Origin of the sequence: Pseudomonas sp. UBA5568, assembly GCF_002425525.1 — a bacterium.
Lineage (GTDB): Bacteria > Pseudomonadota > Gammaproteobacteria > Pseudomonadales > Pseudomonadaceae > Aquipseudomonas > Aquipseudomonas fulva.
The window spans coordinates 141563-156660 of sequence record NZ_DIMK01000028.1 but is presented as its reverse complement, the minus strand read 5'-3'; the positions used below and the strand labels follow the sequence as shown (position 1 = coordinate 156660).

General features: G+C 62.3%; 16 protein-coding genes. 11 read left to right on the top strand and 5 right to left on the bottom strand.

Features of this window, described 5'->3' with window-relative positions; genetic code table 11:
• Positions 1-2: 2 nt before the first annotated feature.
• Positions 3-371, bottom strand: coding sequence for a DUF4870 domain-containing protein (locus B2S33_RS09460; protein WP_023532399.1), 369 nt, complete (start codon positions 369-371; stop codon positions 3-5).
• A gap of 22 nt (positions 372-393) precedes the next feature.
• Positions 394-1116 carry a ribonuclease PH gene (rph, locus tag B2S33_RS09455; protein ID WP_023532860.1) on the bottom strand — a complete coding sequence of 241 codons (723 nt, stop codon included), beginning with the start codon at positions 1114-1116 and terminating at the stop codon, positions 394-396.
• A gap of 225 nt (positions 1117-1341) precedes the next feature.
• Here rph and B2S33_RS09450 point away from each other — a divergent pair, with 225 nt between their 5' ends.
• Both B2S33_RS09450 and gmk read left to right on the top strand, forming a co-directional pair.
• On the top strand, positions 1342-2205 hold the full coding sequence (locus B2S33_RS09450; RefSeq protein WP_027913369.1) for a YicC/YloC family endoribonuclease: 864 nt from the start codon (positions 1342-1344) through the stop codon (positions 2203-2205).
• Between the two features lie 13 nt (positions 2206-2218).
• Entirely contained in the window at positions 2219-2839 is a 621-nt protein-coding gene (gmk, locus tag B2S33_RS09445) for a guanylate kinase (protein WP_027913368.1), read from the top strand.
• Between the two features lie 63 nt (positions 2840-2902).
• Here the strand turns inward: gmk and B2S33_RS09440 are convergent, their stop codons facing one another.
• Positions 2903-4444, bottom strand: a complete 1542-nt coding sequence (locus B2S33_RS09440) for an APC family permease (protein WP_027913367.1) — start codon at positions 4442-4444, stop codon at positions 2903-2905.
• Positions 4445-4553: 109 nt separating this feature from the next.
• Positions 4554-5936 (bottom strand): glutamine synthetase family protein, encoded by a 1383-nt coding sequence (locus tag B2S33_RS09435; protein ID WP_104926647.1) that lies wholly within the window; start codon positions 5934-5936, stop codon positions 4554-4556.
• Positions 5937-6142: 206 nt separating this feature from the next.
• On the opposite strand from B2S33_RS09435, the gene B2S33_RS09430 reads away from it, so the two are divergent.
• The 5 genes from B2S33_RS09430 (at position 6143) to B2S33_RS09410 (ending at position 10877) form a co-directional block, all read left to right on the top strand.
• Positions 6143-7015: a LysR family transcriptional regulator gene (locus B2S33_RS09430; RefSeq protein WP_027913365.1), complete on the top strand. Its 873-nt coding sequence runs from the start codon at positions 6143-6145 to the stop codon at positions 7013-7015.
• A gap of 237 nt (positions 7016-7252) precedes the next feature.
• Complete coding sequence (gene rpoZ, locus B2S33_RS09425) at positions 7253-7516, top strand: DNA-directed RNA polymerase subunit omega (RefSeq protein WP_012312123.1); 264 nt, start codon at positions 7253-7255, stop codon at positions 7514-7516.
• 59 nt (positions 7517-7575) lie between these two features.
• A complete protein-coding gene (spoT, locus tag B2S33_RS09420; RefSeq protein ID WP_027913364.1) occupies positions 7576-9684 on the top strand; it encodes a bifunctional GTP diphosphokinase/guanosine-3',5'-bis pyrophosphate 3'-pyrophosphohydrolase in 2109 nt (702 codons plus the stop codon).
• Between the two features lie 23 nt (positions 9685-9707).
• Complete coding sequence (locus B2S33_RS09415) at positions 9708-10088, top strand: RidA family protein (RefSeq protein WP_009684531.1); 381 nt, start codon at positions 9708-9710, stop codon at positions 10086-10088.
• 57 nt (positions 10089-10145) lie between these two features.
• Positions 10146-10877, top strand: coding sequence for a hypothetical protein (locus B2S33_RS09410; protein WP_027913363.1), 732 nt, complete (start codon positions 10146-10148; stop codon positions 10875-10877).
• Positions 10878-10937: 60 nt separating this feature from the next.
• Here B2S33_RS09410 and B2S33_RS09405 read toward each other — a convergent pair whose 3' ends face one another.
• Positions 10938-11789: an SDR family oxidoreductase gene (locus tag B2S33_RS09405; RefSeq protein WP_027913362.1), complete on the bottom strand. Its 852-nt coding sequence runs from the start codon at positions 11787-11789 to the stop codon at positions 10938-10940.
• Between the two features lie 165 nt (positions 11790-11954).
• Between B2S33_RS09405 and exbB the strand changes: the two genes are divergently transcribed.
• From exbB to B2S33_RS09385, 4 genes are all read left to right on the top strand, one after another.
• The gene (gene exbB / locus B2S33_RS09400) at positions 11955-12917 is read left to right on the top strand and encodes a tonB-system energizer ExbB (protein ID WP_288650183.1); all 963 of its coding nucleotides are present in this window, start codon (positions 11955-11957) and stop codon (positions 12915-12917) included.
• A 3-nt stretch (positions 12918-12920) separates the two neighbouring features.
• On the top strand, positions 12921-13349 hold the full coding sequence (gene exbD, locus B2S33_RS09395) for a TonB system transport protein ExbD (RefSeq protein ID WP_027913360.1): 429 nt from the start codon (positions 12921-12923) through the stop codon (positions 13347-13349).
• A complete protein-coding gene (locus B2S33_RS09390) occupies positions 13346-14077 on the top strand; it encodes an energy transducer TonB (RefSeq protein WP_027913359.1) in 732 nt (243 codons plus the stop codon). Before exbD ends, B2S33_RS09390 begins: the two co-directional genes overlap by 4 nt.
• A 94-nt stretch (positions 14078-14171) precedes the next feature.
• Positions 14172-15098 carry a hydrogen peroxide-inducible genes activator gene (locus B2S33_RS09385; RefSeq protein ID WP_023532770.1) on the top strand — a complete coding sequence of 309 codons (927 nt, stop codon included), beginning with the start codon at positions 14172-14174 and terminating at the stop codon, positions 15096-15098.

Here is a 15098-nt window from a genome sequence, read left to right as displayed (position 1 = left end):
GGCTATTTGATCGGCCGCCAGATCATCGGGTAGCGGTAAGGCTTGCCTTCGTTGGCGCGTACCGCAGCGATGACGATCAGAATCATCACCGCCACTGACAGCACGGCAAACAGCACCAGCCCGATCACCACGAATATCAGCAGCAGGCAGATGAACCCTGCCACCGTCACGCTGATCTGGAAATTCAGCGCTTCCTTGCCTTGCGCATCGATGAACGGGTCCTGCTCGCGCTTGAGGTGCCACAGCACCAACGGCCCCAGCAGGTGCCCGAGCGGGATCACCAGGCCAAGGAGCGCGGAAAGGTGACAGAGCATCGCCCACTGCCTGACCTCGGCACTGGGCGGGATGATCGAAAGATTCGGATCGGTCATGCCTGCACCCTCCTGATCAGGTTCAGTCTGCCAGCGCGGCTTGCTGCAGCTGGAAGATCTCGTCCATGCCCTTCTGCGCCAGGGCGAGCATGGCGTTGAAGTCTTCTGGCTGGAACGGTGCACCTTCTGCCGTACCCTGCACCTCGATGAAACCGCCAGCGCTGGTCATGACCACGTTCAGGTCGGTTTCGGCTGCCGAGTCCTCCAGGTAGTCCAGGTCGAGCACCGCTTCACCCTGATACATGCCCACCGACACGGCGGCGATCATGTGCTTGAGCGGGTTGCCCGCCTTCAGGCCACCACGCTTCTTGATCACGGCCAGGGCATCGCAGACGGCAACCATGGCACCGGTGATGGAGGCTGTACGGGTGCCGCCATCGGCCTGGATGACATCGCAATCGATGTACAGCGTAATGTCACCGAGCTTGCTCATGTCCAGCGCTGCGCGCAGTGAGCGGCCGATCAGGCGCTGGATCTCCAGCGTGCGACCGCCTTGCTTGCCACGGCTGGCTTCGCGTTGGTTACGTTCGCCCGTCGAGCGCGGCAGCATGCCGTATTCGGCGGTCAACCAACCTTGGCCCTGGCCTTTGAGAAAGCGCGGCACGCCGTTTTCCACGCTGACCGTGCAGATGACTTTCGTGTCACCGAACTCGACCAGTACCGACCCTTCGGCGTGCTTGGTGTAGTTGCGGGTGATGCGGATCGAGCGGAGCTGATCGGCGGCGCGACCACTTGGACGTTTCATCTGGGATACCTGTACTGGGACATTGAATCTGGCAGGCATTATAGAGCCCGTAGCCTAGTGAGGACACGCCTATCGTCGCTGACGGTCGTGCGCGCCTGCATTTGCGACGGTCCTGTCCGTCGCTCAGGCGCACTGGCGCATTGGGTCGCAAGGCCCCAGTGCGCTACAATCCTGCGCCTCGCAGCCAGCAGGCTGCCATGTCCAATCTTTATGCGAGGTACCCCCATGGTGCACAGCATGACCGCGTTTGCGCGGGTCGAGCGCGCCGGCAGCCAAGGCACCCTGGTCTGGGAGCTGCGCTCGGTCAACCATCGTTACCTGGAGCCGCACCTGCGTCTGCCCGACGCCCTGCGCGACCTTGAAGGTGGCGTGCGCGAAGGCCTGCGCCAAGGCCTTTCCCGAGGCAAGGTGGAATGCACCCTGCGCCTGAACGAGGACAGCAGCGGCAAGCCGTTGCAGGTCGACCGCGAGCGCGCTGCGCAGCTAGTGGCCGCCGCCGAGCAAGTGGCAGCGCTGATCCAGCAGCCGGCGCCGCTCAACCCGTTGGAAGTGCTGTCCTGGCCGGGCGTACTGGTCGCTGACGCCAGCGACCCACAGGCACTCAATGCCCAAGCCATGGCGCTGTTCAACGACGCGCTTGCCGAACTCAAGGCCGGGCGTCAGCGCGAAGGCCAGGAATTGGCCCGTCTGATCAACGAGCGCCTGGACAGCATGGCCGAAGAGGTCACGACGCTGCGAGCGCTGGTGCCACAGATGCTGGCCGCGCAACGCCAGAAGATCCTGGATCGCTTCAACGACCTTCAGGCCGAAATCGACCCGCAGCGCCTGGAGCAGGAAATGGTCCTGCTGGCCCAGAAGAGCGACGTGGCTGAGGAGCTTGATCGCCTCGACACCCATGTCGCCGAAGTACGGCGCGTACTCAAGGGTGCAGGTGCCGCCGGGCGCCGCCTGGATTTCCTGATGCAAGAGCTCAATCGCGAAGCCAACACGCTCGGTTCCAAAGCCTTCGATCCCCGCAGCACGCAGGCGGCGGTCAACCTGAAGGTCCTGATCGAACAGATGCGTGAACAAGTACAGAACATCGAGTAAGGCCACACCGACCATGAACCACACCAGCGGCACCCTCTATATCGTTTCCGCTCCGTCCGGCGCCGGCAAGACCAGCCTGGTCAACGCCCTGACCCAGGACGACAAGCAGATTCGTGTTTCCGTCTCGCACACCACCCGGGCCATGCGTCCTGGCGAGCAGCATGGTGTGAACTACCACTTCGTCGAGCATGACGCGTTCAGGGCACTGATCGAACAGGGCGATTTTCTGGAGCATGCCGAGGTGTTCGGCAACTTCTATGGCACCTCTCGCAGTGCATTGCAGCAGACGCTGGACCAAGGCTTCGACCTGATCCTGGAAATCGACTGGCAAGGCGCGCAGCAGGTACGCAAGCTGATGCCACAGGCGTTGTCGGTCTTCATCCTGCCGCCAAGCCAGGCCGCATTGCGCGAGCGCCTCGATGGCCGCGGCCAGGACAGCGACGCGATCATCGCCGGGCGCATGAAAGAGGCCGTCAGCGAGATGGTGCATTACGACGAGTACGACTACGTGATCATCAACGATGTTTTCGATACGGCACTGGCGGACTTGAAAGCCGTGTTCCGCGCCAATCGCCTGCTCCTGAAGAAGCAGCAACACCGCCATGGGGCGCTGCTCGAGCAGTTGATCGGCTGACGCGCGCGGGCCTTCCGGAAGGCCCTCGCGCAATCTTCTGCACGTCGCAGGTAGTGGCCCTGGTCAGTCCCGCAACGGCAAGGTAGCGTGCTGACGCAGCGTGGCTCCCAGGAAGTAGGCGGGGGCTCGCAGCCGGGACATCAGCATCAGCACGATCCCCAGGACGGAAATAATCCCCGCGATCACGAAGACCAGCCCGACCCCGCCGACGTGCGAGCCACTGCCAAAGTCCGGCGAGGCGCTGTCGATGGCTGTGCGCACGAAGATCACCGACAGGATGACACCGCCCACCAAAGGGCATAGCCCGCGCATGAGCAAATGCCGAAGGCTGCCGAACAGGCTGCTGCGGAAATACCAGACGCAGGCGAACGCCGTGAGTGAGTAATAGAAGCAGATCATCATGCCCAGGGCGGTGATGGTGTCGGCCAGTACGTTTTCGCTGAGCGTGCGCATGGTGACGTAGAACAGCCCGGCGGCCACCCCGGCGCATACCGTGGCGTAACGCGGCGTCTGCGAGCGCGGGCAGACCTTGGCAAACTTCTGCGGTACCGCCCCGTAATAGCCCATGGCAAGCAAGGTGCGCGCAGGCGAAACGAAGGTCGATTGCAGGGAAGCAGCGGTGCTGGCCAGTACCGCGATGGACATCAGGATCGCCAGCGGCCCCATGACCGGGCCGGCCAGATGGGCGAACACGTTTTCCTGGATGCGCGGGTTATTCAGGCCCAGCCCCGACTCGCTGATGCCGGCGAACTGCAACGTGGCAATGGCCGTCAGCAAGTACAGCCCCAGAATCAACAACACGGTCCAGGTGGCCGCCTTGCCCGGAACCTCTTCGCTGCCTACCGATTCTTCACTGACGGTCAGGCATACGTCCCAGCCCCAGAAAATGAAGATCGACAACGACAGCCCGGCGGCGAACGCCGAGAAGGATTCGACCCCGAACGGGTTGAACCAGGCGAAATCGAATGCCAGGGGCGGTGGCGCCGTCGTTTCGCCGAATGCTGCGAAGGCGAAACCAACCAGTACCAGCAGTTGCAACGCCACCAGACCGTACTGCACGGTCATGGTCGTGGTCATGCCCCGGCAACAGATCCACACGGCCAAGGCGATGAACACGCAACAGGTCACGATATTGATCAGCAAGTTGTCGGCAAGCGCCGCCAGTCCAGGGTTGCCTGTGATCTGGCCGAGGAACAGGTAGAAAAAGTCCACTGCCACACCGGCCAGGTTCGACAGCACGATGGTGGTCGCCACCACCAGCCCCCAACCGCCGATCCATCCAATCATCGGGCCGAAGGCTCGCGCCGACCAGGTGAACGACGTACCGCTGTCCGGCTCGGCCGAATTCAGCTCGCGATAGCCCAGGGCGACCAGCAGCATGGGCAGGAACCCGACGATGAACACCGCCGGCAGGTGAGCGCCGACCTCGCGCACGGTCGGGCCCAAGGCGCCGGTAAGGGTGTAGACCGGGGCGATGGTGGAGATGCCAAGCACCACGCTGGCCAACAGCCCTAACCGGCCTTTGGCCAGGCCCTTGCCACCCTGTTGGATGCTTTCGCCAGCCGCCACATCGGGTGGGCGGCCGGCTTCTGTGTAATCGCTCATGAATATCAGCCGTAGTGTTGGAATTGTTTTTAACAAGCCTCTCGCCAAGGCCTGCCCACTCAGAGCCCGCTGCAAAACCTTCCCCTGGCTTCATGCAGGCGCCTTGGCGCTACACGGTGTGCAGGTACCAGTTGTATTCGAGGTCGGAAATCGACACCTCGAATTCGGCCAGCTCGCTGTCCTTGCAGGCCACGAAGATATCGATGTAATGCGCACTGATGTACCGCTTGAGCACTTCGCTGTCTTCCAGCGCGCGCAGCGCGTCGCGCAGGTTGTTCGCAAGGCTCTGTTCCAGTTGCTCGAAGGCATTGCCTTCAATGGGCGCCTGCGGCTCGATCTGATGGGTCAGGCCATGGTGAACGCCAGCAAGAATCACCGCAAGCGTCAGGTAAGGGTTGGCGTCTGCACCTGCCACGCGATGTTCCAAGCGGGCGCTGTGGCTGTTTTCTGTGGGCACACGCAGGGCCACGGTACGGTTATCCAAGCCCCAGCCTGGGGCGTTTGGCACATTGAACTGGGCGCCGAACCTGCGATACGAATTGATGTTCGGGCACAGGAAGGCCATCGACGCGGGAAGTGTCTCCAGTACACCGCCGATGGCATGGCGCAGCGCTTCGCACCTGAGCGGGTCGTCGCTTGCAAAGAGGTTCTTGCCGCTGTGTTTTTCTACAAGCGACAGGTGAACATGCAGAGCATTGCCCGCCTGATCGGGATAGGGCTTGGCCATGAATGTCGTGTCCATTTCATGGTCGTAGGCAACGTTCTTGATCAGGCGCTTGAGCAGGATCGCTTGATCACAGGCTTTCAGAGGGTCGGCCACGTGATGCAGATTGACCTTGAACTGCGCAGGCGCGCTTTCCTTGACGATGGCATCGACAGGCAAGCCTTGGGCCTTTGCCGCTTGGAGGATGTCCTGCAAACAGTCGGCGTACTCGTCCAGGTCGTCGATGAAGTAGGCCTGGGTCGAATGCGCACGCTTTCCGGACAACGGCGAGCGCGGCGGCTGCGGTCGCCCATTGAGGTTGTCCTGATCGATCAGGTAAAACTCGAGCGCCAATGCAACGCGCAGGGTCAGGCCAAGCGCTTCGAACCGGCCCACGACCTGACGCAAGACTTCGCGCGGATCGGCGAAGAACGGCTGGCCGTCCAGTTCGTGCATGGTCATGAGCAACTGGGCGGTGGGGCGCTTCTGCCAAGGTTCATGCGCAAGCGTACCGGCAATGGGGTGGCAGATGCGATCGGCATCGCCCATGTCCAGGCCCAGTCCAGTGCTTTCCACGGTAGCGCCGTTGATGTCGAGCGCAAACAGCGATGCTGGCAGATTGATACCTCGCTCATACACCTTGTGCAAGCTCGCCCGCTCGATGCGCTTGCCACGCACGACTCCATTCATATCGGCAATCAGCAAGTCGACGTATTGGGTGTCGGGGTGTGCCTGCAGGAAGTCATTCATCTCGCGTGAGAAGCGGGCGCACGGGGCTAGCGACGTCATGGCTGTACATCCTTTGCTTGGCTGCGGCGATGTGGAGAGACGGCTGGCGCCTGGTAGGCGACGATGGTTGCAGCTGTTGTTGTTTTCACTTTCCCATCGTGGGGATCGGTAACCGCAGCGGGCGCATTGATTCCCGGGGGTCGTTTCACTATAAAATGGCCCTGACGCAACAGACATTGGCAATTCGGCAACGAGAGCGTGCACCGATGCAATATCAAATTACCCATGCCGACCTTTCGCTGGTCCTGGCGTTGGAACGCGGGCGCTCTCTGGCCAAGGCGGCCGAGTTGCTCAAGGTGGACGTGTCGACCGTTTTCCGGTCGATACGTCGCCTGGAATCAGCGCTGGGCACGGCCCTGTTCGTCAAGAGCCGCAAAGGCTACTTGCCCACCGACACTGCACAGGCCCTGGCCGAGCAGGCCGAGCGCGCAGAACAGGCACTCGAAGCGGCGCGCATTGCCATGACCAGCGGTGAACAGGTCGTCAGTGGTACCGTGCGGCTGACCTGCACGGAGGCCGTCATGCACAGCCTGCTGCTGCCTGCACTGGCCGACTTCATGCAGAATTACCCCGCGCTGTCGCTGGAGATGGGCACCTCCAATGTGTTCGCCAACCTCAGCCGGCGAGACGCAGACATCGCCCTGCGCCTGACCAACACGCCGCCCGAGCACCTGGTGGGGCGCAACCTGGGTTCGACTTCCTATGTGATATGCGGCCAACCCCATTGGCGCGACCGCCTCGGTGAAAGCGCCAGCGCGGTGCCATGGATCGCGCCGGATGACGCCATGCAGGACCATCCGACGGTGGTCTGGCGCAACCAGCAACACCCTGGCCTGAGCCCGCGCTACCAGTGCAGCGGTATGTCCACCATTGCCCAACTGGTCACCGCTGGCCTGGGCGTGGCAGCGCTGCCGGACTACATGGTGCATAGCCTGCCAGGGGTCGATGCACTCAGCGGGCCGTTGCCGGGTTGCGACACCCAGTTGTGGCTCTTGACCCGACCGGACTGCCGCGCGCTGCGCTCGGTGCAGACCCTCTTCGAGGAGCTCACCCCACGGTTGCGTGACGCGATGCTCTGAGGTTATTGTCAGGGCCATTGCAAGGCGTCTATGGCGGTCCTTGCACTGCGTTCTAGCGGTATGATCAGGCCTGGCAAACGCGGACATGCATCGAAGTACCTGAATGATTCGCACCGCACCGCACGGCGACGCTCGACAAAACAGCGCTTCCCTATTGGCTGGTGAATTTTTATACTATCGAGTCCGCCTGCCCACTAATGGGCTGCACGCCTACCGCATTTGCTACTGAGGAAGACCATGGCCCGCGTAACTGTTGAAGACTGCCTGGAACACGTGGATAACCGTTTTGAGCTGGTCATGCTCTCGACCAAGCGCGCTCGCCAGCTGGCGACCGGCGGTAAAGAGCCACGCGTTGCATGGGAAAACGACAAGCCTACCGTCGTCGCCCTGCGCGAAATCGCCGAAGGCATCGTGACCAACGAATTCATCGCCGCTGAAGAAATTGTCACCGAGGATCCGGTCTTTGCCGCGTTCGAGGACGAGTCGAACGAGGCTGTCTGATTGATGCCCGGTCGACGTCGCGAGGCGCAAGGCCCCCTATCTCGGCAGGAGGCTAAGCAATGCCGGGTATAGAGGCCTTGGCCGAACGGCTGTCGACTTACCTAGGCCCCGAACAGGTCAACCTGGTACGGCGCGCCTACTTCTACGCCGAACAGGCGCACGATGGGCAACGTCGTCGCAGCGGTGAGCCCTACGTGACGCACCCGCTGGCCGTGGCCAGCATCCTTGCCGACATGCACATGGACCATCAAAGCCTGATGGCGGCCATGCTCCATGACGTGATCGAAGACACTGGTATTGCCAAGGAAGCCCTCAGCCAGCAATTTGGCGAGACGGTTGCCGAGCTGGTGGACGGGGTCAGCAAGCTGACCCAGATGAACTTCGAAACCAAGGCCGAGGCGCAAGCCGAGAACTTCCAGAAGATGGCCATGGCCATGGCACGCGACATTCGCGTGATCCTGGTCAAGCTGGCCGACCGCCTGCACAACATGCGCACCCTGGAAGTGCTGTCCGGCGAGAAACGGCGCCGGATCGCCAAGGAAACCCTCGAGATCTACGCCCCCATCGCCAACCGCCTGGGGATGCACACGGTACGCGTCGAGTTCGAAGACCTTGGCTTCAAGGCCATGCACCCGATGCGCTCGTCGCTGATCCATCGCGCCGTCAAGAGCGCACGGGGCAACCGCAAGGAAATCGTCGCCAAGATCGAGCAGTCGCTGGCCAACTGCCTGGCTGCCGACGGTATCGAAGGCGAGATCAGTGGTCGACAAAAACACCTCTATGGCATCTACAAGAAGATGCGCGGCAAGCGTCGCGCCTTCAACGAGATCATGGACGTGTATGCCTTCCGCATCATCGTCGACAAGGTCGATACCTGCTACCGCGTCCTCGGTGCCGTGCACAACCTGTACAAGCCGCTGCCAGGGCGCTTCAAGGACTACATCGCCATTCCCAAGGCCAACGGCTACCAGTCGTTGCACACCACCTTGTTCGGCATGCACGGCGTGCCCATCGAAATCCAGATCCGTACGCGCGAAATGGAAGAGATGGCCAACAACGGTATCGCTGCGCACTGGCTGTACAAGGCCAATGGGGATGAGCAGCCCAAGGGCAACCATGCCCGTGCCAGGCAGTGGGTCAAAGGCATTCTTGAATTGCAGCAGCGTGCAGGCAACTCGCTGGAGTTCATCGAGAGCGTCAAGATCGACCTGTTCCCGGACGAGGTTTACGTTTTCACGCCCAAAGGCCGCATCATGGAGCTGCCCAAGGGCTCCACTGCCGTGGACTTCGCCTACGCGGTGCACACCGACGTCGGCAACAGCTGCATCGCTTGCCGTATCAACCGGCGCCTGGCACCGCTCTCCGAGCCGTTGCAGAGTGGCTCGACGGTAGAGATCGTCAGCGCACCAGGGGCCCGACCCAATCCGGCCTGGCTCAATTTCGTGGTCACCGGCAAAGCGCGCACACATATTCGCCATGCGCTCAAGCAGCAGCGCCGCTCCGAATCCATCAGCCTGGGCGAGCGGCTGCTCAACAAGGTGCTGACCGGTTTCGACAGCGCGCTGGAACAGATTCCGCGCGAGCGCGTGCAGGCCATCCTCAGCGAATACCGCCTGGAGTTGATCGAAGACCTGCTCGAAGACATCGGGCTGGGCAACCGCATGGCCTACGTGGTCGCTCGCCGCCTGCTGTCTGCAGAAGGCGAGCAACTGCCGGCCCCTGAAGGCCCGCTGGCGATTCGCGGCACCGAAGGCCTGGTGCTCAGCTATGCCAAGTGTTGTACGCCGATTCCGGGCGACCCAATCGTGGGCCACCTTTCGGCGGGCAAGGGTATGGTCGTGCACCTTGAGAACTGCCGAAACATCAGTGAAATTCGTCACAATCCCGAGAAATGCGTCCAGCTTTCCTGGGCCAAGGACATCACTGGCGAATTCAACGTCGAATTGCGCGTAGAGCTGGAGCACCAGCGCGGCCTGATCGCCTTGCTGGCCAGCAGCGTCAACGCGGCCGATGGCAACATCGAGAAGATCAGCATGGACGAACGCGACGGCCGTATCAGCGTGGTCCAACTGGTGGTCAGCGTGCACGACCGCGTGCACCTGGCGCGTGTGATCAAGAAGCTGCGTACCCTGACTGGTGTAGTTCGCATCACCCGCATGCGTACGTAGTCCGCCAACCGCAAGGAGTCATCATGAGCAAGACCGTCATCAACAGCGACAAGGCCCCTGCCGCCATCGGCACCTACTCGCAGGCGATCAAGGCCGGTAACACCGTGTACATGTCTGGCCAGATCCCGCTGGACCCCAAGACCATGGAACTGGTCGAAGGCTTCGAGGCCCAGACCGTCCAGGTGTTCGAGAACCTCAAGGCTGTGGCCGAAGCCGCAGGCGGTTCGTTCAAGGACATCGTCAAGCTGAACATCTTCCTGACCGACTTGAGCCATTTCGCCAAGGTCAACGAGGTAATGGGTCGCTACTTCGAGCAGCCTTATCCCGCTCGCGCCGCCATTGGTGTAGCCGCGCTGCCAAAAGGCGCGCAGGTCGAGATGGACGCCATCCTCGTCATCGAGTGATGCCCCAGGCGGCGAGCATTGCCCTCGCCGCCCTCTCTCTCCTGAAAGGTTCCCGTCATGCGCATAGCTTTGCCTCTCACGCTGGCAGCCCTGGTTCTGGGCGGCTGCGCCAGCCACAAACCTGAAGACTTCAACGGCACCTGGATCAATCAGGACGCCATCACTGCGGCCGTCAAGCAAGGCAACCTTCGCCAGGCCCTGAACGAGCATGGCCCGGTGTTCGAGTGGAAGCTCGATGTTGCCACCCAGCGCGCCAGCTACAGCAATGGGTTCGAGGCCTCGGACGGTCAGCTCAGCGCCAATGACAAGCAGTGGCTGGCCACCTTCGAAGGCGGTGCCACCGAGCAATTGTCGCTGGACGGCGACGAACTGCAAACGGTCGACCAGCAGGGCGCCAAACAGCGCTTCGAGCGCGCCAAGACGCCCAGTGGCAACAATGCGCCACTGGGCAGCAGCTTCGAGCAGGCGCTGTATCAGGCCTGGCTCGGCGGCGCCTGGACGATCATGGAGGGCCCAGGCAAGGGTGCCAACGTGACGTTCAGCGACAGCGGCAACGTCACCGGCCTACCTGGTCCGGATCGCTTTGCCCTGTGCCTGGCCGGTGATTGCGCAACGATGGGCGGCAGCAATGACAGCCTATGGCTGGAGCGCAACCAGCGCGGGGCGCCATTCATCATCAAGCGCAATGGCAACCAGCTGGAAATCTTCCAGGCGGTAAACCGCGCCCAGCCGGATGAAATGCCGATGCTGGCCGCCGGCAAGCGTCAGTGGCTCCTGCAACACAACTGACCCTACCCGTCCAGTCAGCGCTTAGGTAGCACGCAGGCTACCTGAGCGTCAGCCAGGCGATCACTGCCCAAGGATTGCCCCGTAGCCTTCCTTGTAGCTGGGGTACTGCGGCGACCAGCCTAGCCCCCGTGCGCGGGCGTTGCTGCAGCGCTTGCTGCCCGTGCGACGCACTCGCTCCTCATCGGACCACTGCGTGACCCCCAACTGATGACGCAGCCAAGTTACGACGTCGGCCAGTGGCGCCGGGCTGTCGTCCACGCCGATGTAGCAATCGTCCAGCGCCTTGCCTTCGCTGTCGCATTGCAGCAGGAATGCCAGCAGACTGGCAGCATCGTCTACATGAATGCGGTTGCCATACAAAGGCGGTTGCTCGGCGACGCGATAACCCTGACGCACCTGACGCAACAGCCACTCGCGGCCTGGGCCATAGATGCCGGTCAGGCGAACCACGCTGGCTGGGACAGCACCGGATAACGCCAGCCTTTCAGCCTCGAGCATGATGCGCCCCGAGTAGCCGTCAGGTTCGGTGGCCGATTGCTCATCAACCCACTCGCCCCCCTTTTGCCCAAATACGCTGCTGCTGGATACGAACAAAAGGCGTCGTGGTCGTTGCCCTCGCTCGGCCAGCCAGCGCTGCACATGACGCAACCCCTGGACATACGCCGCCTCATAACCTGCCTCGTCATGCTGGCTGGCAGCCACGCAATACACCAGGTAGTCAGGTGCCTGCTCAGGCCAGGCGGCTGGAATGGTCGGGTCCGACAGATCAGCCGCGATCGGCACTACACCTTCAGGCAACTGCGCCACCGAACGGCGCAAACCGCTGACCTGCCAACCACGCGCTAGCATTTGTCGCGCGAGGCGACTACCGACGTCACCACATCCTACGATCAACACACTCAAGTCAGACATCTGAAGCCCTCTAGGGCCGATTACTCAGCCCGCCTGCAGGAGAAAAAGCAACAATATTACTTTTGTTAACAAGAATTACTTGCAATAATGGCGGCCAAATTGTTCTCGGCCTGCCTCGAGGCCTTGAAGAACGCTCACCCATCATCTTCATCAGGTCCGGCCAGCATGACACGTACCCAACCTTCCGCTTCGCCAACCCCATCGCGCGCCTGGCGCGCCACCGCTGCGCTGATTCTCAGCCTGGCGCTGGCCCCGGTCGCCATGGCCGATGAGCCCAATGCCACCGCTCCGGTAACGGCCCCCGCGGCCAGCGCTGCAGCGCCCGCTAGCGCTCCGGCCGGCGAAGCGGCACCGGGTACCGTCGCACCGGCTCCTGTTACTGCAGACCCTAACGTGCAAGCCCTGGTGGAAGATACCTCGCTCGGCATGGCCCATGACCTGTCGCCCTGGGGCATGTACAAAAACGCCGATGTCGTGGTCAAGGCCGTCATGATCGGCCTGGCCATCGCCTCGATCATCACTTGGACCATCTGGATCGCCAAAGGCTTCGAATTGATGGGTGCCAAGCGCCGCCTGCGCGGGGAAATCGCCCGCCTGAAGAAATCGGCCAGCCTCAAGGAAGCCAGCGAAGTCTCCAACAAGGAAGGCACCCTGGCCCACACCCTGGTTCACGATGCGCTCGAGGAAATGCGCCTGTCGGCCAATGCCCGTGAAAAGGAAGGCATCAAGGAGCGCGTGAGCTTCCGTCTGGAACGACTGGTCCACGCCAGCGGACGTAACATGAGCAGCGGCACGGGCGTGCTGGCCACCATCGGCTCCACTGCGCCCTTCGTGGGCCTGTTCGGCACCGTGTGGGGCATCATGAACAGCTTCATCGGCATCGCCAAGACCCAGACCACCAACCTCGCCGTGGTCGCCCCGGGTATTGCAGAAGCGCTGCTGGCCACTGCACTGGGCCTGGTTGCCGCCATCCCCGCCGTGGTCATCTACAACGTCTTCGCCCGCTCTATCGCCGGCTACAAGGCGCAGGTGTCCGACGCGTCGGCCCAGGTACTGCTGCTGGTCAGCCGTGACCTGGACCATCAGGGCAGCGATCGCGCCGCCCCGCACATGGTGAAAGTGGGGTAAGCCATGGGCCTGCATCTGAACGAAGGTGGCGACGACCTCGCCGAAAACCACGAAATCAACGTGACGCCGTTCATCGACGTGATGTTGGTACTGCTGATCATCTTCATGGTCGCAGCGCCCCTTGCCACGGTCGACATCAAGGTCGACCTGCCTGCCTCGACGGCCAAGCCGGCGCCCAGGCCCGAGAAGCCTGTCTTCGTCAGCGTCAAGGCCGACCAGAAGCTCTATGTCGGCGATGACCCGGTTCCGGCGCCCGAGCGCCTTGGCCCGATGCTGGATGCCAAGACCAAGGGTGACAAGGACACCACCATTTTCTTCCAGGCCGACAAAGGCGTGGATTACGGTGACCTGATGGAAGTGATGAACAACATGCGCGCGGCCGGCTACCTCAAAGTCGGTCTGGTAGGTCTTGAGACGGCAGCCAAGAAATGACGAAGACGCGGCACAATCTGGCGCGTTACAGCGGCAGCCTGGCGCTCGTGCTGGGTGTCCATGCCGTCGCTGTGCTGCTCATGCTCAACTGGTCGGTGCCCCAGGCCATCGAGCTGCCCCCGGCAGCCATGATGGTCGAGCTGGCACCACTGCCGGAGCCTGCGCCACCACCTCCCCCCAAAGCAGTTCCCCAACCACCGGCGCCGGTCGAAGAACCCCCGCTGCCGAAGGTAGTGGAAGCCCCTAAACCCAAAATCGCCATTCCCAAGCCGCCCAAGCCGAAGGCCAAGCCACAGCCGCCCAAGCCTGAGAAAAAGCCTGAGCCGCCGAAGGAAGCGCCGCCTACCAAGGAAACGGTAGACGCACCACCCAGCAATACGCCGCCGCAGAAATCCGCAGCACCGGCACCGAGCGTCGCATCCAACAGCACCGCACTGCCGACCTGGCAGAGTGACCTGCTGCGCCACCTGGCGAAGTACAAGCGATACCCGGAAGACGCGCGCCGCAGAGGCTTGCAGGGCATCAATCGCCTGCGCTTCGTGGTCGATGCCGAGGGCAAGGTCGTGTCGTATTCACTGGCCGGGGGGTCGGGTAGCGCGTCACTGGACCGGGCGACCATGGAAATGATTCGGCGAGCGGGCAAGGTGCCCAAACCGCCGGCTGAGCTGCTGAACAACGGGACGATCGAAGTCGTCGCGCCGTTCGTGTACTCACTGGACCGCCGCTGACGCTTTTGTTTCTGTCACAAATCGGCAAGTCTGATAACGTGCGTCTATCGATTGCAGCCGCTATGCTGGGCTCGCAACTTCATGGACGCACGTTATGACCCTCACAGAACTCCGTTACATCGTCACACTCGCCCAGGAACAGCACTTCGGCCATGCAGCCGAGCGTTGCCACGTGAGCCAGCCTACCCTTTCGGTGGGTGTGAAGAAGCTCGAGGATGAGCTCGGCGTACTGATCTTCGAGCGCAGCAAGAGCGCGGTGCGCCTCACGCCAGTTGGCGAAGGCATCGTGGCCCAGGCTCAGAAAGTCCTCGAACAGGCTCAGGGCATCCGCGAGCTGGCCCAGGCCGGCAAAAACCAATTGACCGCTCCGCTCAAGGTGGGCGCGATCTACACGGTCGGCCCTTACCTCTTTCCTCACCTGATCCCACAGCTGCACCGCGTGGCACCGCAGATGCCGTTGTACATCGAGGAAAATTTCACCCATGTGCTGCGTGAGAAGCTGCGTAACGGTGAACTGGATGCGGTGATCGTCGCCCTCCCCTTCAACGAGGCCGACGTGCTGACCCTGCCGCTCTACGACGAGCCTTTCTGCGCACTGATGCCAGCCGACCACCCATGGACGGCGAAGAAAACCATCGATGCGGCATCGCTGAACGACAAGAGCCTGTTGCTGCTGGGCGAGGGTCACTGCTTCCGCGACCAGGTGCTGGAGGCGTGCCCCACCTTGAACAAGGGCGGTGAAGGCGCACGCCACACCACGGTCGAATCCAGTTCGCTGGAAACCATTCGCCACATGGTGGCCTCTGGGCTGGGGGTCTCTATTCTGCCGCTGTCGGCCGTGCACAGCCATCACTATGCACCGGGCGTGATCGAGGTGCGCCCGCTGACTGCACCAGCGCCATTTCGTACCGTGGCGATCGCGTGGCGCGCCAGTTTCCCGCGGCCCAAAGCCATCGAGATTCTTGCCGACTCGATCCGCCTGTGCTCGGTCGCCAAAACGCCCACTGAGCAAACTGCCTGA